This window comes from Listeria monocytogenes, assembly GCF_013282665.1.
Lineage (GTDB): Bacteria > Bacillota > Bacilli > Lactobacillales > Listeriaceae > Listeria > Listeria monocytogenes_C.
This window is the reverse complement of the sequence record NZ_CP054041.1, coordinates 1,372,498-1,393,768: the sequence shown is the minus strand read 5'-3', so window position 1 is coordinate 1,393,768 and position 21,271 is coordinate 1,372,498. Positions and strand designations below refer to the sequence as shown.

Sequence of the window (21,271 nt, the reverse complement as noted above, 5' to 3'; positions counted from 1 at the left end):
ATTTATTTTGCTTCTTCGTATAGTTTTTCTAATTCTTCTTCTGAGAAATCATAGGTGTTACGGCAAAAATGACATTCTGCTTCTGCGCCGTGATCCTCTTCTATCATCGAACGAATTTCTTCTTTTCCAAGTGAAATTATTACACTACCAAAACGTTCTTTGGAGCAGTTACATTCAAAGGAAACGGGAATTTTTTCTAAGATTTGTAGTTTATCTTCGCCACCTGCAAGTTTAGCTAGAATAGATTCAGGAGTTTCGCCCGCTTCAATCATTCTAGAAACTGTTGGTAGAGCCGTCAGATTTTTTTCGATTTCATCAATGATTTCATCTGTCGCACCAGGAAGTAGCTGCAACATGAATCCACCAGCTGCTTCGATTGTATCATCTGGGTTAACAAGCACCCCTACACCAACAGAGGAATTGATTTGTTCAGATGTCGCTAGGTAATACGTAAAATCTTCGCCAATTTCGCCTGAAACAATTGGTGTTTGTCCGGTGAAATTTTCACCAAAGCCTAAATCTTTTACAACTGAAAGCATTCCGGATGTTCCAACACCGCGGCAGACGTCTAGTTTTCCAACTTCATTTAGTTCACTGAAATGAACGTGTGGATTTGTTACGTATCCTCTGATTTGACCTTGCGCATTACTATCAGCTACGATTGGACCGATTGGACCGTCGCCTTCGATTTTTACAGTTATTTTTTGGTCTTCTTTTTGCATCGCTCCAAGGAAAAGTGTTCCTGTCATCGTTCTACCAAGTGCGGCGGATGAGACGGACCATGTATCATGTCTTCTTTGAGCTTCTTTGATTGTTTCAGTTGTTACTGCTGCATATACACGCGCCATGCCATCGTAGGCTAACGCTTTAACTAAATAATCATTCATTATATAAAACTCCTTTTATTTTTCTGTAGTTGGTTTGTTTCTTCTATATAGAAGTTCTAGACCTTTTAATGTTAAAAATGGATCTAAAATGTCTACTGCGGAAGATTTTTCTGTTATCATCCGAGCGAGCCCGCCTGTTGCAACTACTACTGGGCTTGCGTTGGATTGTTTTTTCATTTCTGCAATAATCCCTTCGCACTGGCCGACGAAGCCATAAAAGATGCCCGCTTGCATGGAGGCCACGGTAGATTTGCCGATGATTTGATTTGATTCAGCAATATCTACGCGCGGAAGTTTAGCAGCGCGGTTGTATAGGGCTTCGGTCGAAATCATAATTCCTGGGGCAATAGCGCCACCTTGGTACACGCCTGATTCATCGATATAGCAAAATGTAGTCGCTGTGCCAAAATCAACTACGATAACCGGTGTACCGTATTCTTCTGACGCTGCTACGGCGTTTACAATTCGGTCAGATCCGATTTCGCGAGGATTATCGACTTTGAGATTTAAGCCAGTTTTTATTCCTGGACCAACGATTAGTGGTCGGATATTAAAATAGCGTACACACATTGTTTCCATTGCGTGCATAATTGGTGGAACAACGGACGAAATAATAATTCCTTGAATATCAGAAGGAGTTAAATTCGCATAAGAAAAAAAGTTCAAGACTGTCATTCCTAATTCATCGGATGTACGGTGACGATCTGTTGTCATGCGCCAATGTTTTAGAAGTTTTTGTTTTTCATAAACTCCGACAGTACAGTTAGTATTTCCAACGTCAATTACAAGTATCATAAGTTTAAATACCGTCCTTTAGAAGATTTTTCTAACGTATCATAACATGTTTTATAGGAAAATCCGAATAATATAGCTTCAAAAAAGAGACTGGGAAAGCCCAGCCTCTTTGATTTTATTCGTCTTTTTTATCGTTTGGTGTTTGCTCAATGTTTGGAGCATCTTCCGAAGTCACTTCTTTTGGCTCTTCTTTTGTTTCTTCGACTTTTTCTTCTTTCAAGTCTTCTTTTTCTTCTTCAAAAGATTTACCTACTGGCTCTTCGTCTTTTTCGGAAGGATATTCTGCTTCTACGTCAATCGTATCGATATCTGGAGGCATTACACCGTCATCAAATAGAGAACGAATTTGGCGAGCATCTAATGTTTCTACTTTTAGTAATGTTTCCGCGATAAGTTTATGTTGCTCTTGGTGTTCTGTAATGATTGTTTTAGCGCGGTCATAACAGTAGCGGATTAAGCTTTGAACTTCTGTGTCAATTTCGTAAGCGATTTTATCGGAATAACCTTTGTCGCTGCCGAAATCGCGGCCCATAAATACTTGACCGTTACCAGAAGTGAATTGAAGTGGGCCAATCTTGTCACTCATACCCCATTCAGTTACCATGCGGCGAGCAAGTTCGGTTGCACGTTCAAAGTCATTACTTGCACCAGTTGTTACTTCACCAAAAGTAACTTCTTCGGCTACGCGTCCACCAAGCAAACCTGTGATACGGTCCATTAACTCAGCTTTTGTCATAAGGAAGCGATCTTCTTTTGGTAACATTACGGCATAACCACCAGCTTGTCCACGAGGAACAATGGTAACTTTATGCACAACTTCCGCTTCATCAAGTACCATTCCGACGATAACGTGACCACCTTCATGATACGCGACTGTGCGGCGTTCTTTTTCAGAGATAACTCGATTTTTCTTAGCCGGTCCAGCAATTACGCGGTCACTAGCTTCATCGAGGTCACTCATATCTATTTCTTTCTTATCGGAACGTGCGGCAACAAGTGCAGCTTCATTCAGTAAGTTTTCTAAATCGGCACCAGAGAATCCCGGTGTACGTTGAGCGATTGCTTTTAAATCAACACTTTTAGCAAGTGGTTTGTTACGAGCATGAACGCGAAGTACTGCTTCACGGCCTTTTACGTCTGGACGATCAACCATAATTTGACGGTCAAAACGGCCTGGACGAAGAAGTGCTGGGTCAAGTACGTCTGCACGGTTAGTTGCTGCAATAATGATGATACCTTCATTGCCGCCAAAACCATCCATTTCAACTAGTAATTGGTTTAGGGTTTGTTCACGTTCATCATGACCGCCGCCCATTCCTGCTCCACGTTGACGACCAACTGCATCAATTTCATCAATGAAAATGATACATGGTGCATTTTTCTTCGCATTTTCGAATAAGTCACGGACACGGCTTGCACCGACACCGACAAACATTTCTACAAAGTCTGAACCCGAGATAGAGAAGAATGGCACGCCTGCTTCACCGGCAACTGCACGAGCTAGCAAGGTTTTACCAGTACCCGGAGGCCCCACTAAAAGGACACCTTTCGGAATACGTGCGCCAAGGTCCGCAAATTTGCGCGGATCTTTTAGGAATTCTACTACTTCAACAAGTTCTTGTTTTTCCTCGTCTGCTCCAGCTACATCTGTGAAGCGAACTTTCTTCTTGTCGTCGTTGTAAAGTTTGGCTTTGCTTTTACCAAAGCTCATTACTTTACCGCCACCGCCACCTTGAGACTGGCTCATTAGGAAGAAGAAGAGGATGAAGATAATTACAAAAGGTACAATAGAAGTTAGGAATGTAACCCAACCGCTGTTTTGTTTGGCAGGTACTATTGTTGTTTTCACGTCTTCTTTATCAAGCGTTTTTTGCAAATCGCCTAGTGAAGTATCGCTGTTTAAAGCGTATGTTGTGAAAGCAGTGCTGCTTGTTTTACTTTGGCCAAGACCGGTTTTTTTGTCGTCGGAGCTTTTATCGCTTGATTTAAACTCACCTTCGATTGTATAAACACTACGGTCAGGCTGTATTGATACGGATTTAACTTTACCATCTTCTAACTTACTCACAAATTCTGAATAGCTAATATCTTTGGCTGCCTCTTTGTTTGAGTTAAATGAAGCAACAATCCCGATAATAACAAGGAATATTATGACATAAAATATCGCATTTCTAAAAAACCTGTTCATTCCTTACCTCCTCCCACGCAAGAGCTTGGATTCTTACTTTCTCTGGACTTTTACCCCTTTAAAAGTTGTTTTTGACTAATAGCAGATTTAGAAATAATGTTTCTTCCCCTGATTATTAAAAAAACATATCCGTTTCGCTTTTCTCTTACGAAGTTATTCTATTATTAATATAGATTTTTTAATATTTATTGATACTATTTTCACCTTCGAAAACTAAGACTAATGATAGCATACCGAATCTCGATTGCCCACTATTTTGCATGTTTGACATGAATTTTTTGTTTTCGTTTTCTGAAAAGTTATCTATTACATTTTAACAAAATATAGTTCTGTTTGTTAATTAATTTCACTCGCTGTAAATTTCTGGTTTTAAAATGCCAATATATGGTAGGTTGCGGTAACGTTCTGCATAATCCAAACCATATCCAACGACGAATTCATTTGGTACGACAAAGCCTACATAATCCGCTTCAATTTCTACATTACGTCCAGCTGGTTTATCAAGCAAAGTAACCAACTTAACTGATTTTGCTTTGCGGTATTTGATTAGGTCTACTAGATAACTAAGTGTACGCCCGCTATCAATGATATCTTCAATAACAAGTACATCGCGACCTTCTACTGATGCATTAAGGTCTTTAATGATTTTTACCTCACCCGATGATACGGTACCATTTCCATAACTGGATACGTCCATGAAGTCCATTTCTAAGTATGTGTCTACTCTTTTAAGTAAATCAGTCATAAAAGGAGTTGCACCTTTTAATACCCCAACTACTAATGGGTTACGTCCTTCATATTCTGTTGTTAACTCACGACCTAGTTCACGAATTTTCTCTTGTAATTCGTCCTCAGATATCAGCACTTTCTGAATATCATTATGCATGCTCTCGTTTCCTCCTATATTTCGAGTGTACCTAATAATGTATTGCTTTTTGCTGCGACTAAATTCTCGGTCATATGCAGACTTCTTCACACCGGGAACCCAAAGGATTTTTCCAGTATAGTCTGTTATCACCGGCAGTTGGTCGCGTTCTTGCCTTGGTATTTTGGCATCGATGAAAATATCTTTAAGTTTCTTACTACCTGCTTGTCCTTTCATCGTCATTCTGTCGCCGTTCACACGATTTCGAACAATTAAAGGAAGTGTTATTTCTTCAGCATCCAGTAGCATTCCATTTAGCCCATTTGTTTGAACAACGGAACTTTTTAACTTTAAACGGATGCTCGATTTACTATCTAATTCAATGCGGTCGTTTAGTTCTAATTGATGATAAAACTCAGAAGGAGCTTGTCTTTCACCAAATTGAAAATGGAGCTCTTCATATGCTCTATTGACTATGAGTTTATTTGGTAAGTCAATTGAACTAGACGGATTGTCGCTTTGAATCATTTGGATAATCTGATATATGTGATTTACCGTAATAAAACTGGCATCTTCATTGTACAGATATCTCAATAGTAAATGAATTGCGCGGCGTTGTAAAGGATTCGCTTCATTTTTAAAGCTAGTAAGTAAAAGCGTTGTCTGTTTGCCGTTTTTGATGAGGTTTTTATTCAATAAATCACTTGCAAGTGCCTCCAAAAATCGGAAGTCTTCGCTTGTTTCTTCTGAAAATCTTTCGAAGTGTGCGTAGACAGCTGGGTTTTCTTGTTTTAAAAACGGTAAAAGTTGTGCCCTGTAACGATTTCTTGTGTATTCTTGACTAGCATTTGATTCATCAATTTCGTATGCTAATTCGTGTTTCTGCGCGTAAGCAATAATTTCGGCTTTTGTAATTGGTAAAAAGGGGCGAATCGCATATCCTCCTTTTACCTCACGTTTTGGCTGTATGCCAGACCAGCCGATACTAGCACTACCACGAACTAGTCGCATTAAGATCGTTTCAATTTGGTCATCTGCATGGTGTGCGAGCGCCAATTTATTTATGTTTTTCTCAGCCATTACTTTCTCAAAAAAATCATACCTGACAATGCGTGCTGTTTCCTCGATACCTTTTTGCAAACTCTCAGCTCGACTTTTTATGTCTACTTCTTCTATGTAAAGGGGAATGCCATGCCTCTCGCAAAAAGTTTCGACGACGTTTTGTTCGTTCGTTGCATTTTCTCTTAAATGGTGATTTAAATGCGCGACGTAAATCGCTTCTTTTTGGACTAAATCTGAATTCCATAAAAAATGCAGTAACGCCAAAGAATCCGGGCCGCCAGAAACTGCCACAAGCAATTTATCATCGGATCGGATTAAATCATGTTTCTTGATATACTTATGTACTCGTTTTTCGGTGTCATCCATTCAAGAAAACCTTCCTTCAAAATTCGGCTCTCACATTTTTTATTAAAAAGTGCACCGTATTAATGATCCAATACGGTGCATCTACTTTACAATTAATTTTAGCGTATTAGCCGCGTTTTGCTCCTCGGCCGCCACGTTTAGATTCTGTTTGACGTTTGATAGTAGTGAGTCTTTCATCACTATCTTTCAAGAATTTAGACATTATATCTTCAAAGCTCTCGGCTGGTTTTACATAGTTCCCAGCGGGTTTTTTGTTGTATTTCGGCTTACGATCGTAACTTTTCTCTGGGCGGTCCGGACGATCTACTGCTTTACGAATGGACAGACCAATCTTACCATCATCACCAATATTCATTACTTTGACAGTAACTTCATCCCCTACAGTTAAGATGTCATTAATGTCTTTAACATAGTTATCTGCAACCTCACTAATATGAACTAAGCCTGTTTTGCCACCTTCTAGCTCCACAAATGCTCCAAAATTAGTAATCCCAGTAACTTTCCCTTGTAACTTGTTGCCTACTTCGATCGACATAAAAAAATGCGTCCTCCTTAAAATATCACTCTATTGCTTAATTATAGCTATAATAAAAAGAGTGTCAAACAGTCAAACTTACAAACTCCAAAAATACTCAACTATATTTTCCCTTTGATTTACCACGGAGAATGACGGCTCGGCTCTGACTTACTCTTTTTGTTTCGAATTCTCTTCAGGAATATTAAAAATAATTTCTCCATCTTTGGATAAATAATATTCACTTCTTGCTAACTTAGCTATGTAATCATCATCATGAAGTTTCTTGATTTGTTCGTTTAGCGCTTCTTCTTCATCTTTCATTGCAACCATTTTTTTATCTACTTGCACTTGTTTTGCTTTTTTCTCCTTGAGCGTTAGTGCTTGTTTAGTGTATGTAATGGTTAGTAGTCCACCTACAACAACAAAGATAACAGCCATAAAAGCAAGTCTACGAAACAGGGCAATGCGACGACGACTACGAGTTTTTTTCATTGTTGCAGTATCTTTTATGTAGCGATTTTCTATTCTCGCCACTTTTGATTCGGCTTTTTTCATACATCGTCCCTCCCATGTTCTTATTTGCTTATTGGCTATGATTTTCGGTAGAGAAAAAAAACGTTTCTTGCTTAAAATGATATCAATAAATTAGGCATTTGTCTATTGGAATCCGCTAATTTTATGATATTTTTCTTGACTTTTTGACAAAAAATTGTTTGTAGGGTTTTCGGTTAAATAAAAAATCGTTTGAAATCGGCTAAACAATGCCCTTTCAAACGATTTTTCTTTATCTACTTTCTTCTGTGCGTTCTTCTTTAATAATCGTGTACATTTCTGTTGCTTGTTCTTTTTTTGCATTTTCTTCTAGGCGTTCGATTTTTGCTGTAACGATTTTAGGACCGAAGCGAATAACCAATTCATCTCCAGATTTTACATTGGTTCCTGGTTTTGCAGTCACTCCATTTACAGAAATACGACCTTTTTCTGCTACTTCTTTTGCTACGGTACGTCTTTTAATTAAACGAGATACTTTTAAATATTTATCTAATCGCATAGTTGTTGCCATTTTATCCACCTACTTTATATTAATTATTTCCGTGCAACAAGTTTACTAAGTGCTAGTAATTTGGAACCAAACGGAAGGAAAACAAAATCTTTCGGGCCGAGCAATTTGTATCTTAGTGCAAAAACAAGGAAGATACCTCCGCCAACTACAGCGCTGACTATCGCTTGAAACGCGCTGCCAAGCCTTGTATCCAGTGGCGCTAACCATTCGAATAAACATGGAAATACGGCCATTAGCGCTAAGGCAGCAAGTAATCGGAGCAACATCGCCTTTTCAACGAATGGCACACGTATTGTTTGCTTTAAGGATACATAACAAATGATAAGGACTACAAGCAAGCCAATACATGTCGAAACGGATGCACCGACTGTCGCAAACTTCGGAATAAGAATGCCCCCCGTTATCCATTTTACAATAAGTCCAATACCAACGCCAACTGCGGGTACAGCGATTTTTCCGAAGCCTTGTAAGATACTACTTAACATAATGATAAGCGAACTAAGGAAAACCGCTGGCATAAATAATTGTAAGACGAAGGTGCCGTCTGGCGTTTGAAAGAGCATTTGGTTTAGCGGGCGCATAATGACGATAAGTCCAGCTGTTTCTGCACCTGCCAAAATGAGCGTAATCTTAATCGCCAATAGCACGGAGCGCTTTAGTTCTTTTTGTTGGCCTTGGACCCTTGCTGCAGTAATCATTGGGACAAGCGCGAGTGCAAGTCCAGTTGAGATAACTAAACCTAATTGTAAGATTGGCTGCCCGCGGTCGTATATTCCCTTTAGCGTTTTGGCGATGAAATCCGGAATTCCCGACTCACTCATTAAACGATAGACTTGAAAGGAATCGACTAATTGGAACAAAATCAGCATCGAGCTAACTACACAAATCGCAACACTTTGCCGCAAGAACGCGCGACCAATGCCTACTTTTTCTTCTTTACTTGCAAATACCGCTGGTTGAAGTCCTTCCCCAAGTGATACTTTTTTATTGTAAAAATGGCGCAAAATAAATATTCCTGCAACTCCACCAAAAAAAGCACCGCTCATCGCCATTGAGCCTGCGTCATATAAATCTAGACTAAAATGAAGTGCAAGCCCTGCGCCAATCAAAATAATTGCTACTCGGATAATTTGTTCGACTGTTTGCGAGATTGCGGTTGGAACCATGTCTCCTTCTCCTTGAAAGAAGCCCCTCATAAACGCAAGCTGCGGCATAAGTAAAAAAACAAAACTAATGACGCGAATTAATTCTGATAAAGCGGGGTCTCCCATCATCATCGCAATCACATTAGCAAACAGGAATAAAAAGGCAAAAATGCCAATGCTGACAATCCGCAACATCCTTGAAACAGCACGCATAATTATTTGTTGGCGCCTTACATCACCCTCTGCCTCTGCTAACATTTTGGAAATAACAACAGGAAATCCACCGAGCGCAAGTGTCATTGCAATTCCGTATATTGGATACACTTGTTGAAAAATATAGAATCCTACATCGCCCACCATATTTTGAAAAGGTACTCGGTAAACTGCACTAAGTATTTTAGAAATAAGCGAGGCCGCGGTTAGCCATGCCGCTCCTTTCATTAATCGCTTCATGGAACGTTCTGACATACCGCCACCTCCTTTCTCCTTCAATAACTTATCAATTTTCTGTAGATGCTTTTTCTTTCATAGCTCCGCGAAGTTTTTCAGCCAAACTTTTGACTTGATATAACCATTCTTTTAAAGGTTTATTTTGGACATTTATCGTGATTTTCAGTTGTGTACCTTCCATACCTACGCCGACCATTCGACCAAATTCACCAATGATTTGCATGACGATATCTCCGCGAATGCCCGCTGTTCCACTTTCTGAAAATAGCATGGTAATTTTATTTTGTTCTTGTTTGACGGACTCAATGCCAACTTCGAGTGCATGGACTTTGAGTTCTGTCATTGTGAATAGATATTCTACTTCTTCTGGATATTCACCAAAACGGTCAATCATATCGCTTTGTAAATCTTCGAGTTCGTTTAACGTTTCAATATTGCGGAAGCGTTTGTACATCTCAATTTTTTGGCGGCCGTCTGTAATGTAATATTCCGGAATATAGGCATCGGCTTGGATATCAATTTCCACAGGGACGATTTGTTTTTGTTCTTCTTTTGGTTTTTTCGCCTCGATTGCTTCTTTGAGCATTTGCGAGTATAAATCGAAGCCGACTGAATCAATAAAGCCGTGTTGTTGCGCACCAAGAATGTTTCCGGCGCCCCGAATGGATAAGTCACGCATCGCTATTTTGAATCCTGAACCTAATTCAGTGAATTCCTTAATAGCCGATAAGCGTTTCTCCGCTTCCTCACGCAATATTTTATCTTTTTGATACATGAAGTAAGCGTAGGCGATTCTATTCCAACGTCCTACCCGCCCGCGTAGCTGATAAAGTTGCGAGAGACCCATCCGGTCGGCATCTTGAACGAACAGTGTATTAACGTTTGGAATATCTACGCCGGTTTCAATGATGGTCGTCGTTACAAGCACATCAAATTCACCTTCAAGGAAACTTAAAATAACAGCTTCTAATTCTGATTCACCCATTTGACCATGCGCAGTTGCCACCCGAGCATCAGGAACCATCGCAGAAATTTCATCTGCTTTTTGTGTAATAGATTCCACTCGATTGTATAAATAATAAACTTGTCCATCGCGCGCTAGTTCACGTTCAATGGCTTCCCGAACTAAAACGTTATTTTGCTCTGCCACATATGTTTGGACCGGGAAACGATTTGCTGGCGGAGTTTCAATGACAGAAAGATCACGAACGCCAAGCATAGACATGTGTAGAGTTCTTGGAATCGGTGTTGCAGTAAGTGTTAGTACGTCTATTTTGGAACGCATTTGTTTAATTTTTTCTTTATGAGTTACGCCGAATCGTTGTTCTTCGTCGACAATTAATAAGCCTAAATCTTGATACTCTACATCTTTTGATAATAAACGATGGGTACCAACAACAACGTCCACTGTGCCGTTTTTCATGCCTTTTAATGTTTCTGTTTGTTGTTTTTTCGTGCGAAAACGGCTTAAAAGTCCGATTTCTATCGGAAAACCTTGAAACCGTTCTTTCATTGTTTCAAAATGCTGTTGCGCTAAAATGGTAGTCGGTACTAAGAAAGCGACTTGTTTGCCATCCATAATCGCTTTGAAAGCAGCTCGTAAGGCCACTTCCGTTTTTCCATAACCAACATCTCCAACCAACAAACGATCCATTGGGCGCGGTCGTTCCATATCTTTTTTGATTTCTGAAATCGAGCGCAGTTGGTCTTCAGTCTCTTGATACGGGAAAGCCTCTTCAAATTCACGTTGCATTTCATCATCCGCGCTAAACGCATAACCTTTTTCAGCTTCACGCTCGGCATATAGTTTAATCAAATCGTCTGCGATATCTTGGACTGATGCTTGTACTTTCTTCTTCACTCGTTTCCATTCAGCACCGCCAAGTTTGTTTAATCTTGGTGATTTACCTTCTGCGCCGACATATTTTTGAACTAAATCAAGTTGATCGACAGGGATAAATAGTTTATCTTCACCTTGGTAAACAAGTAGCAAATAATCTTTATGTACGCCGTTAATATCTAGCGTTTCCATGCCTACATAACGAGCGATACCGTGGTTAACGTGAACCACATAGTCGCCCACTTTGAGCTCAGAGTAGCTTTGAATTCGTTCTGCATTCGAGAGTTTTTGGCGCTTTTTCACTTTTTTAATTTTTTTATTAAAGAGTTCGGTTTCACTAATAATCGCTACTTTAGCAAGCGGAAGTTCAAAACCGTTCTGGAAAGCTCCGATGACAAATTGAACCATTCCATATTTTGGAACGTCCGATTCTTTTTTCAAAATCGTACTCTCCATGTCATAGTCAGCTAAAGTTTGTTGCATTTTTTCAGCACGTTCTAAGTTTGGCGCTAATATAACGACCGCATAATTGTTCTTATGCCAGCTTTCTAGTTCAGTTTTCAACACGTTCATCTGACCGTGGAATTGTTGCATTTGTTTATAGACAATGTTAGTCGTTTTCGAAACGCGCATGCTCGCCATTTGTTTTTGGAAAAGGGATAAGTAAATTTTCGGCGAGCGATTTCCTTCTAATAGCTTTTTGAAGGAATGACTTACTTGCACGTCGCGAACCGTTTCCATTCGACTTAACGTTTCCGTTTGCCACTCCGCTTCTTCCCGCTCCAAACTTTCTTCTGTTTCTAAAATTCGCCCAAATTCATCAAGCAAAATTGCCGTGTTTTTTGGTAAATAGTCAAAAAGGGAGGCTGGATCAGGATAAGCCAGACCGATATATTTAAAGAACATGTCCGGTTTCACGCCAGAACGAAGCATTTCAAGGTCTTCTTCTAAATTTTCAACGAGTGCTTGTTTATCCTCGTTTTCTTTCAATTCACTTAAAGTATGTGTCATTTTCTTTTCTAAGCGTTTGACGATATCCGGGTAATAGCTTTGATCTAAAATGATTTCTGTTGCAGGTAGTAAACGGAATTCTTCCACGCGAGTTGTCGAGCGCTGTGTCTCCACATCAAAGAAACGAAGAGAATCTACTTCGGTGTCAAAAAGTTCTATTCTAATTGGAAATTCTTCTGTAATTGGGTAAATATCAATAATCCCGCCGCGAACACTGAATTCCCCCGGCGTATTTACCATTCCACTCATTGTGTAACCCATTGTTACTAGTTTTTGGCGCAGTACATCTGGATCAATTTCTTCTCCCTCTACAATGGATATGTTGAAATGTTTCCAAAGTGATACTGGTGGAAGCATTTTTCTGAGACCAGCAACTGGCACAATGACAATTCCCGGTTTTCCAGACAGTAAGAAGTCGAGTGCTTCCACACGTTGACCGCGAAGTTCTGGACTAGAGATACTCAACTCAGAAGAAATCAGTTCATCTGCTGGATATAAAAATAGTCGATCGACATCCATTAAAGAAAGTAAATCATCATATAATTTTTGCGCATGGTATAAATTGTGCGTGACAAATACAACCGGCCGCTTTGATGCACCTTCTACTACGCTTGCAAATAACGCGCGCGAAGAACCTGTAAGCCCCGTGACAAGTTGTGCTTTTTCTTTTTCATCCAGCGCTTTTAAGACCGCTCGAATATCTTTTTGTTCATATATTAATTGTTGTAATCCTTTCAAGGGAAAACAGCTCCTTTTTGTCAGAAAATTCATTCTATGTAACGCAAGAGTAAATCACGCGTCCGAAGAAAGACCGAAATACGTGGCAAAAAGATTGCCACGCCTCGTCATTGTCTATTTTTGATTGTATTTATTCATAACTTCTATAAATGGTGTCTTTGCAAAGTCTTCGATAGCATCTGCACTTTTTTGAATTGCTGCGATAATATCAGGTTGTTCCGCTTTAGGAAAATCTCCCAAGACATAATGAATGACTTCTCCTTTTAACGGACGACTAACACCAACACGAATGCGATTAAACTCTTGCGTTTTAACGTGTTGAATAATTGATTTCATCCCATTATGTCCACCAGCACTACCTTTTTGGCGCAATCTGATTTTCCCAACCGGTAAATCAAGATCATCATACACAATCACAACATCTTCAATTGGTATGTTGTAGTAATCCATAAGCGGACGAATACACTCACCAGAAGCATTCATAAAAGTGAGCGGTTTAACTAAAATCATTTTTTCTCCGCCGATATTAATTTCGCTTGTCATACCATTAAATTTCGATTTCTTCCAAGGGGTTTGATGACGAAAACTTAGCTCGTCAACTACCATAAAACCGACATTATGCCGGGTACGTTCGTATTTTTTGCCCGGATTTCCGAGTCCTGCGATTAATTTCATAAAAGCTTCTCCTTACATGAACGAAACCACTTCACGAATGAACTGGTTTTTGTTTCAATGTTTTTTTGATTATAACATGGATTTCACTTGGTTGAAAGTTTTCCAGCTAGGCTTGATGTTCGGCAATTTTATTTTCGATAATTTGCCAACCAGTTTCCTTTTCCTCTTGAAAATTGACTGTTTTCCAATTTTTTGGCGTTTTTCCGACATATTTTTCAAAACCAAATTTCTGATATAAATAGACGGCTTGGTAGCTACCTGTTTGCGTTGTTAAATAAACAAAATCATGTTTATTCAAGCCGAGAATTTTAGACAATAAAGCTTTTGCGATACCTTTTCCGCCATGAGAGTCAAGAACCGCAACCCAGTGAATCCGACTCGCCATCTCGCCAAATGTATTTCCGTCCCAAAGCATAGCCGTTCCAATAATTTCACCATTTGGCGCCTCTACAAAGACGCAGCGCTTGGCTAGTTTGTCTTTTTCATTTCCAAATTCCGATTCAAAACGAGCGCGAATACTATTCATTGATAGCACTTGACCCGTTTCTAATTGCAATCTACACCAGTCTTCCTCCAAACCATCTTTATAAAAGCAAAAAGAATATCCCGCAGGCAAATGAAACTCCGGATAATTTGTAGCATCGTGATTGACCATAATAACAGAAATATGTGGCACTGACTTATCAAGCATATATACGCCTCCTTCTCGAAACTATTATAACAAAAAAAATGGAAGATATCGCAAACAAATGCGAATCTCCCATCCTTATTTATTCAAAATTATTCAACAGGTTCTTCATCTTTACCATGTACAGCTTCTGGCTCAGGTGCTTCCGTAGTCGTTGGTTCTTCTTCCGCACGAGGAGCAGATACAGTTACTACTGTTTCTTCTTCCTCAGCTTGCACGACATAGTCTTTGTTTTCCGGAAGGTCGTTCGTTGTCAAAACATCACCGATTTCTAATGAAGAAATGTCTAATTCAATTGTTTCTGGTAATTTTTCCGGTGTTGCTGAAACTTTAACATCATGGATAATTTGTTGAAGTACGCCGCCAGCTTTAACGCCAGGAGCATCGCCAACTAATACCACACGAACATCCGTCTCAACTTCTTCATTCATATCAACAGCCAGTAAATCAACGTGTACTAATACGTCTTTTAACGGATCCACTTGATATTCATGTAATAAAACGTTTAATTTCTTGCCGTCTACAGTAACTGAAAATACGGCGTTACGACCATTGTCACGAACTGCTTTGATTAATTCCAAAGAATCAACGGAAACTGGAACATTTTCCGATTTGTAACCATAAATAATTCCAGGCACTTTTCCTTCACTACGCAATCTCGTTACTTCTGAATGTTGCGTTGTTTCTCTTTTCTGGACCTCTAATGTTGTTGCCATAAAAAATCACTCCACTCATTCAATTTTGGTACATCTACATTATATCTACCCGTTAGAGAAATAGCAAAACAAAGAAATAGCCTTATTTAGTTTTGTAAGGTTTATAATTCTCAATAAAAGGTAAACAGAAAATAGCGATTAGTCGCTAATGTGGACGCTTCCAAACTGTACTATAGCGTTTTCACAAATCCATTATAACAACTTTTTTAAATTTAGGACGTTCAACGCTTCACAAATGAAAAATACATGGTATACTGTACTAGTAAATAGATTTTTTATAGGAGGAATTCGAAATGAAAGATCATCAAAAAATTATTTTAGTTGGCGACGGAGCAGTTGGTTCTAGTTACGCATTTGCTTGTGTAAACTTAAGCATTGGACAAGAATTTGGTATCATTGACATAGATAAAGACAGAACAATTGGAGACGCAATGGATTTAAGCCATGCCGTTCCATTTTCCACACCGAAGAAAATCTACTCAGCAAATTATAGCGATTGCCATGATGCGGACTTAGTTGTTGTAACTGCTGGGACTGCACAAAAACCTGGTGAAACTCGTTTAGACTTAGTAAATCGTAATATCAAAATCATGAAAGGCATCGTGGATGAAGTTATGGCAAGTGGGTTTGACGGTATTTTCCTAATCGCATCTAACCCGGTAGACATTTTAACTTATGCGACTTGGAAATTCTCAGGTCTTCCGAAAGAACGCGTTATCGGTTCTGGAACAAGCCTTGATACAGCACGTTTCCGTATGTCCATTGCTGACTATCTAAAAGTAGATGCTCGTAACGTCCATGGTTATATCCTTGGCGAACATGGCGATACAGAATTCCCAGCATGGAGCCATACAACAGTCGGCGGCCTTCCAATCACTGAATGGATTACTGAAGATGAACAAGGTGCAATGGATACTATTTTCGTAAGTGTTCGTGATGCCGCTTATGAAATCATTAATAAAAAAGGCGCTACATTCTATGGCGTCGCTGCAGCTCTTGCTCGTATTACAAAAGCAATTCTAAATAACGAAAATGCGATTTTACCACTTTCTGTTTATTTAGATGGTCATTATGGCATGAACGACATTTATATCGGCGCACCAGCAGTTGTTAACCGTCAAGGCGTTCGCCATATTGTTGAAATGAATTTGAATGAAAAAGAAAAAGAACAAATGAAAAACTCTGCAGATACTCTTAAAAAAGTTCTTGACGATGCAATGAAGCAAGTCGACTAATAGTCACGAACCTTAAAAGCATGCGACTTTGCATGCTTTTTTGTTATACTTAATTTATTCGAGAGGAGGCCCGAGTATGATTACTTTTGACGAACTTAATGCCGAACTACAAGCTTTAGAAAATCCCAATACAATTAAAATTTTTCGTAATCACGGTTGCCCGGAAACATTAGAGCTTTATGGTCTGAAAATTGGTGATTTAAAGAAAATTATTCGCCAGGAAAAACTAAAGAAAAACCACGAACTCGCTATAGAGCTGATTGAATCAAATAACAGTGATTTGATTTATCTCGGTTTACTTGCAATCAATCCAAACAAAATAACCATTGAACAAATCGAAAAATGGAATGTCGCTTTCCGAGAAACTTGGTCACAACTAACTTTCGGACTCGCATCAGTTGTAAGCAAACGTGATGACGCACTCCTTTTTGCTAAAAAGTGGGTTGAAAGTGATTATGATTTAACTAAATCCATGGGCTGGCAGATTTATAGTGAACATATTAACGATTTACCCGAAGTAGAGGCATTACTTCAACGCGCGAAAGACACGCTGCAAACAGAATCCAACAGAACACGTTATTCAATGAACAACTTTATTATCTCTTGTGGAATTTACAACGATGATTTGCACGAAAAAGCGATAGAAGTTGCAACATCAGTAGGAAAAGTTCATGTCAACCTTGGAAATACATCTTGCAAAGTTCCGGATGCTATTTCTTATATAGAAAAAGCGCGAAATCATACGAAATAACTGGATATCCTTTGACTAGAAAAAGCACTAAGAGGTATGATAAAAGAAAACTGGAGGGATAAATAATGATAGTTACAACCTCACCAAATATTGAAGGCAAACAAATTATTGAGTATAAAAAAATCGTTTTCGGTGAAGTCATCACTGGCGTTAACTTTATGAAAGATATTGGGGCTGGGCTTCGAAATTTCTTCGGGGGGCGTTCGCAAGGTTATGAGGACGAACTTATTAACGCTCGCGAGGAAGCGATTCGTGAAATGGAACAACGCGCGAAAGATATTGGCGCAAATGCCGTTATTGGCGTTGATATTGATTATGAAGTGCTCGGAGCTGATAACGGGATGCTGATGGTTACGGCCTCTGGTACAGCTGTTGTTATTGAAGCGCAGGATTATTAAATAAAAAGAAGTATCCGTTTGAATGGATACTTCTTTTTGTTTGTAAACTTATTTTTTAACTTCTTTATAGTCTTGGGATTCTAGCATTTTTGAAGATGCTTTCATGCTAATTTCCCCTTCGATATCACCATTTGCAGCGAATCCTGGAAGTTTAATTAATTCTTTTGTATTTGCTTTTTCGTAGTCAATTTCTAGTGTTTCGATTACTTTATCATCTTTATACTCAAGGCCTTGTTTCACACCTTCAACACCCTGGAACTTATCGCTTGTTTCTTTTAACGTTTTTTCAGCTTCTTCTTTGTTTTTAAATCCTAGAGCAGCGAAGGTCATTTCATTTCCTGTTGTTTGTTTAGAACTTTATCCTTTACATAAGTATAAGTCATTTTTGTAGTAGCACCATTTTGAGAAAGTTCGTACGTTTTTGTTTCTTCTTTCTCTCCGCAAGCTACTAACATTACCGCCATAACCATTACAAAGAAAGCCATTGTACCCTTTTTAAGCAAATTCATCGCTGTTCCTTCTATATTGTTTTTTACCATTTCAGATTACCTAACAAACTGCACTAGTACAATAGATATTTTGTGAACATTTTCTAACATACCTTTACTCTTCATTCGGAATCTCTTTTTCATCCTCTAAAATAAAAATGAAAATGGACTTGTCAGCTACTTTTTGTTCGTGTTCATTCAAAAATCCAGCTATATTACCCCTTTCCTCAAACAAATTCTTTTTTATGGAGAAGAAATGAATTCTTTGATTAGTATTTTTTATTTTGCAACTTCCAAGACACTCAATTTCCCTTGCATTACTTAAATTAAACGGTTCATCTTTCCATATGCTCATTTTTATTATCAGCAATATTAATACAGAACATAACGCGATTACAAACATTACAAAGAAAAAGATTAACCTCCCTTTTATATACATTTGACTTACTTCCTCCCCATAAAATATATCCACCCGCTAACGAGTGGATAAGAATATATTCCTAAATATTGTTATTCATTTGTTTTTTTAGACCAAAACTCTAAAAAACCTGCCAAAGTTTGCTGTGAGTCTCTTAGTCTAGCTCCAGTAGGCTCCACTGTATCCTTTTTCCATTCGGAATTTCCTACTAAATATGATTTTTTAGTTTTCGCATTGACTATTTTCGGGTAATCCGCTTTCGCCCTTTTCGCATTTTCATAGAGCCAATCTTTCACGTCATCTGAGCAAAATCGTTTTACTTCCATGTCTTCTGTTGCTTGATAATTGTGCTTAATGGTATCTACGTAATTTTCATATGCACAGTGGTAACCTGGAGGGTATGATATTGCGGTAAAATTATTGGCGTGCATAGGTTGACTAATATCCGTATAATAATGGATTGCTAGGCCTAATTTATAAAATGCCGTGTCAAATTTACCTTCTCGATAATCAGCCACCGATTGATTAAAATATTTAGCTCCTGTTATTTTCGCATTAGCAAATCCCGGCAGATAAGTATTATCTCTATCAGGATTATAAAAATGAGATAAAAACGTACTAGTATCATAATATGGATTTTTATGATCCGCATCATATATTCCTTGAGCAATTTGTTTATCGAAATTTTTAAGTTCATTCATTAAATTAGCTCGCATATGATTTACATCTTTAGCTAATATCTTTTCCGCTTGTTTAAAAAGCCAATAATGTGTATTTACGTCCGTATTGGTCGGGTTATCCGCGGACCAACTAAGTTTATGCGGTAATTTACTGTCGATATCATGCGGAGCTGCAGGAGGTTGTAGATATTCATCACAACAGGCACTTGCTTTTATCGTTACCGGAAAAACTAGAACACTTGCGGTTAAGCACATACCTAGAACCACTTTTTTGAATTTCACATCACTCACCTCACTTTTTTCTTTCACTTTGTGTCTTCAACTATTTTTTCTCAACTGAATAATTTTGATAAACGCACCTAAAGAGAACACACCAATAGCTAACATCGCAAGAATTAATGTCGTATGGTTCGCCGGTTCCTCTTTTACCTTTTCGTCTTCTGCACTTTTAGCAATTAATTTTCCTTCTTCCATGCCAGCAGAACGTTTTTTTCCGTTTACGTTATTAGCTGGTTCGCTTTCTCCTACCATTTTTTCCTCGGTTTGCGGTTTCATTTCCTCTTTATTTCTCTCTGTAACTTCTTTTTGGATTACTGGCAGGCTCGGCATATCAATGGGCTGATTGTTTGTCTCTGCTTGTTTTTCTTTAAATGGAGCTTGATTTTCTCCAATCGCAGTTTCTTGCGGTTTCGTAGTAGGAAGCGTTGCTAGCTTTGGCGCGATATTTACAGGGGTTATTTTTTTAAGCACTGTTGTCGTTGTAGTTTTTTTATTAAACACTTTTAATGGCTGTGGCGGGTTTTTAAATGGCGCTTTCTTCGTTATGTCACTTACCAGAGCCGGCACGCTTATTTTCGGTACTTTTGGACTTAACGAAGGAACTGGGCTGCTAGTAAACGGATTTAATGGTAAAAAACCCGCATTTCTTGAGTGTTTCCCTGTTCCTCTATCTCTTAAATCAGCTAGGCGATCAATTTCTTCTTCTGTCGTCTCGCTGTTTTCATCATCTGTAAAATCACCACTATCTAGCGAACTAAATTCTTCAGATGTTGGTCTATCTCCTCTCCCGTTCAACTCTTCTTCCGTTGGTATTGGTGGAAAATCAGAGAAATTTTGGCTATGGCGATTAATAGCACTTCTCAAACTAGCTAAATCTCCTCTTGTAAAACTAGAATCTAGCGAAGATGCTGTTTCCCGCATAATTTCTAGTTCACCATCTGTTGGAGGCGGCGGAAATTCGAATGAGCTCGGTTCCGATGTAGCAGAAGCATTAAAACCGAGAAGCATTGGTGTCTCTGGCAAAGCGAGTCTTAACTCTTCATCCGTAGGTGGTGGCGGAAAGTCTGAAGCATTTACCTCTTCGCTTTTCTTCTTAGTTAATAATTGGTCTATTAACCCTGCACCTTTATCAACAATCGCTTTCTTCACTTCGGGATTTTCGTCAATTTTATCACGTACCCATTTACCCGCATCTTTTATTTTTTTAAATACTTTAGGGAAAAATGGCTGTTGATTTGCTTTTAAAGGTTGTGGTGTAGACTCATCTGCCGACTGCATGCTAGAATCTAAGTCACTTTCAGAAGCATCCACAATTGACTCTTTCGCCACTTTTTTCTTATTTGTTTTTGTTGTTTTATCTGGATAAGTAAGACTTTCAAGCTCACTATCCGACGATGCGATAGCTTTCCTTCTTTTTTTAATTTCCGCTGCGCTATCCGATGAAAGCCCTGGATGACGACGCTCCACTTGCAAAGTCGGTCGGTCAGCTCCTGAAGCTTCTTCATTTATAGCCACATTTCCTGATTGTTCACTGTTGTTATTGTTGTTATTATTGTTATTCGGACCTTTTTCTGCTTTCGCTTTCAACATTGCTATTAGGTCTGCTTTGTTCGCATCTTTCACTTTATTTGATTTTTCTAATTCCTTAATATCACGCGAACTTACTTCACGTGCGGTTTCATATCTTGGGCCCGTATTTATTTCGCTCGGTTGCTCTTCTGTTTTTTCTTCTTCCCATTCATCTGTGTTTAGACTGGAATCTTCGCTATCTGTCGTTGCAAATATTATGTCGGGGTTAATTGTAATGCAATTAGCAGTAATGAAAACTACCATCATCGCACGCATAAATCTGTTTAATCCCACTTATACTCCCTCCTCGTGATACGCTAATACAATCTTTTTAGAATAAGGAAAATCTGGCCTTCATTTTCACTAATTTATTCCACCAAAAATTGGATTAGCAGTTGGTTATCTTCTTAATTAGCTAATTTAAGAAAAAATATTCATGAATTATTT

At 38.7% G+C, this 21,271-nt stretch carries 18 protein-coding genes and 1 pseudogene; 3 read left to right on the top strand and 16 right to left on the bottom strand.

What is annotated here, in order from left to right; genetic code table 11:
• Window positions 1-2: 2 nt before the first annotated feature.
• From hslO to HRK21_RS06945, 12 genes are all read right to left on the bottom strand, one after another.
• Entirely contained in the window at window positions 3-887 is an 885-nt protein-coding gene (hslO, locus tag HRK21_RS07000) for an Hsp33 family molecular chaperone HslO (RefSeq protein ID WP_070006419.1), read from the bottom strand.
• A 15-nt stretch (window positions 888-902) separates the two neighbouring features.
• Window positions 903-1,682, bottom strand: a complete 780-nt coding sequence (locus HRK21_RS06995) for a type III pantothenate kinase (protein ID WP_061665613.1) — start codon at window positions 1,680-1,682, stop codon at window positions 903-905.
• Window positions 1,683-1,797: 115 nt separating this feature from the next.
• On the bottom strand, window positions 1,798-3,870 hold the full coding sequence (ftsH, locus tag HRK21_RS06990; RefSeq protein ID WP_003740198.1) for an ATP-dependent zinc metalloprotease FtsH: 2,073 nt from the start codon (window positions 3,868-3,870) through the stop codon (window positions 1,798-1,800).
• 346 nt (window positions 3,871-4,216) lie between these two features.
• Window positions 4,217-6,163 carry a bifunctional tRNA lysidine(34) synthetase TilS/hypoxanthine phosphoribosyltransferase HprT gene (locus HRK21_RS06985; protein ID WP_070006418.1) on the bottom strand — a complete coding sequence of 649 codons (1,947 nt, stop codon included), beginning with the start codon at window positions 6,161-6,163 and terminating at the stop codon, window positions 4,217-4,219.
• 106 nt (window positions 6,164-6,269) lie between these two features.
• Entirely contained in the window at window positions 6,270-6,698 is a 429-nt protein-coding gene (locus tag HRK21_RS06980; protein WP_003723740.1) for a S1 domain-containing RNA-binding protein, read from the bottom strand.
• A 150-nt stretch (window positions 6,699-6,848) separates the two neighbouring features.
• Window positions 6,849-7,235, bottom strand: a complete 387-nt coding sequence (locus HRK21_RS06975) for an FtsB family cell division protein (protein WP_003735345.1) — start codon at window positions 7,233-7,235, stop codon at window positions 6,849-6,851.
• A gap of 229 nt (window positions 7,236-7,464) precedes the next feature.
• Window positions 7,465-7,731, bottom strand: a complete 267-nt coding sequence (locus HRK21_RS06970) for an RNA-binding S4 domain-containing protein (RefSeq protein ID WP_305143870.1) — start codon at window positions 7,729-7,731, stop codon at window positions 7,465-7,467.
• 35 nt (window positions 7,732-7,766) lie between these two features.
• Complete coding sequence (locus HRK21_RS06965; protein ID WP_070006416.1) at window positions 7,767-9,356, bottom strand: putative polysaccharide biosynthesis protein; 1,590 nt, start codon at window positions 9,354-9,356, stop codon at window positions 7,767-7,769.
• A 31-nt stretch (window positions 9,357-9,387) separates the two neighbouring features.
• On the bottom strand, window positions 9,388-12,927 hold the full coding sequence (mfd, locus tag HRK21_RS06960; RefSeq protein ID WP_070006415.1) for a transcription-repair coupling factor: 3,540 nt from the start codon (window positions 12,925-12,927) through the stop codon (window positions 9,388-9,390).
• Between the two features lie 114 nt (window positions 12,928-13,041).
• On the bottom strand, window positions 13,042-13,602 hold the full coding sequence (gene pth / locus HRK21_RS06955; RefSeq protein ID WP_069887611.1) for an aminoacyl-tRNA hydrolase: 561 nt from the start codon (window positions 13,600-13,602) through the stop codon (window positions 13,042-13,044).
• Between the two features lie 106 nt (window positions 13,603-13,708).
• On the bottom strand, window positions 13,709-14,293 hold the full coding sequence (locus HRK21_RS06950) for a GNAT family N-acetyltransferase (protein ID WP_070006414.1): 585 nt from the start codon (window positions 14,291-14,293) through the stop codon (window positions 13,709-13,711).
• Window positions 14,294-14,382: 89 nt separating this feature from the next.
• Window positions 14,383-15,006, bottom strand: a complete 624-nt coding sequence (locus HRK21_RS06945) for a 50S ribosomal protein L25/general stress protein Ctc (protein WP_003722740.1) — start codon at window positions 15,004-15,006, stop codon at window positions 14,383-14,385.
• 293 nt (window positions 15,007-15,299) lie between these two features.
• Between HRK21_RS06945 and HRK21_RS06940 the strand changes: the two genes are divergently transcribed.
• The 3 genes from HRK21_RS06940 to HRK21_RS06930 all read left to right on the top strand — a co-directional run bounded on the left by HRK21_RS06940 (window position 15,300) and on the right by HRK21_RS06930 (window position 17,390).
• On the top strand, window positions 15,300-16,241 hold the full coding sequence (locus tag HRK21_RS06940; RefSeq protein ID WP_003735335.1) for an L-lactate dehydrogenase: 942 nt from the start codon (window positions 15,300-15,302) through the stop codon (window positions 16,239-16,241).
• 76 nt (window positions 16,242-16,317) lie between these two features.
• Window positions 16,318-16,992, top strand: a complete 675-nt coding sequence (locus tag HRK21_RS06935; RefSeq protein WP_070006413.1) for a DNA alkylation repair protein — start codon at window positions 16,318-16,320, stop codon at window positions 16,990-16,992.
• Between the two features lie 65 nt (window positions 16,993-17,057).
• Window positions 17,058-17,390: a putative heavy metal-binding protein gene (locus HRK21_RS06930; protein ID WP_003725735.1), complete on the top strand. Its 333-nt coding sequence runs from the start codon at window positions 17,058-17,060 to the stop codon at window positions 17,388-17,390.
• A 48-nt stretch (window positions 17,391-17,438) separates the two neighbouring features.
• Here HRK21_RS06930 and HRK21_RS06925 read toward each other — a convergent pair.
• The 4 genes and pseudogenes from HRK21_RS06925 to actA all read right to left on the bottom strand — a co-directional run bounded on the left by HRK21_RS06925 (window position 17,439) and on the right by actA (window position 21,118).
• Window positions 17,439-17,899: pseudogene (locus HRK21_RS06925) on the bottom strand (YehR family lipoprotein).
• Between the two features lie 94 nt (window positions 17,900-17,993).
• Entirely contained in the window at window positions 17,994-18,317 is a 324-nt protein-coding gene (locus tag HRK21_RS06920; protein WP_069887609.1) for a DUF5502 family protein, read from the bottom strand.
• A gap of 71 nt (window positions 18,318-18,388) precedes the next feature.
• Window positions 18,389-19,258, bottom strand: coding sequence for a phosphatidylcholine phospholipase C (gene plcB, locus HRK21_RS06915; protein WP_070006425.1), 870 nt, complete (start codon window positions 19,256-19,258; stop codon window positions 18,389-18,391).
• 36 nt (window positions 19,259-19,294) lie between these two features.
• Window positions 19,295-21,118 (bottom strand): actin assembly-inducing protein ActA, encoded by a 1,824-nt coding sequence (gene actA, locus HRK21_RS06910; RefSeq protein ID WP_077952743.1) that lies wholly within the window; start codon window positions 21,116-21,118, stop codon window positions 19,295-19,297.
• Between the last annotated feature and the right edge of the window lie 153 nt (window positions 21,119-21,271).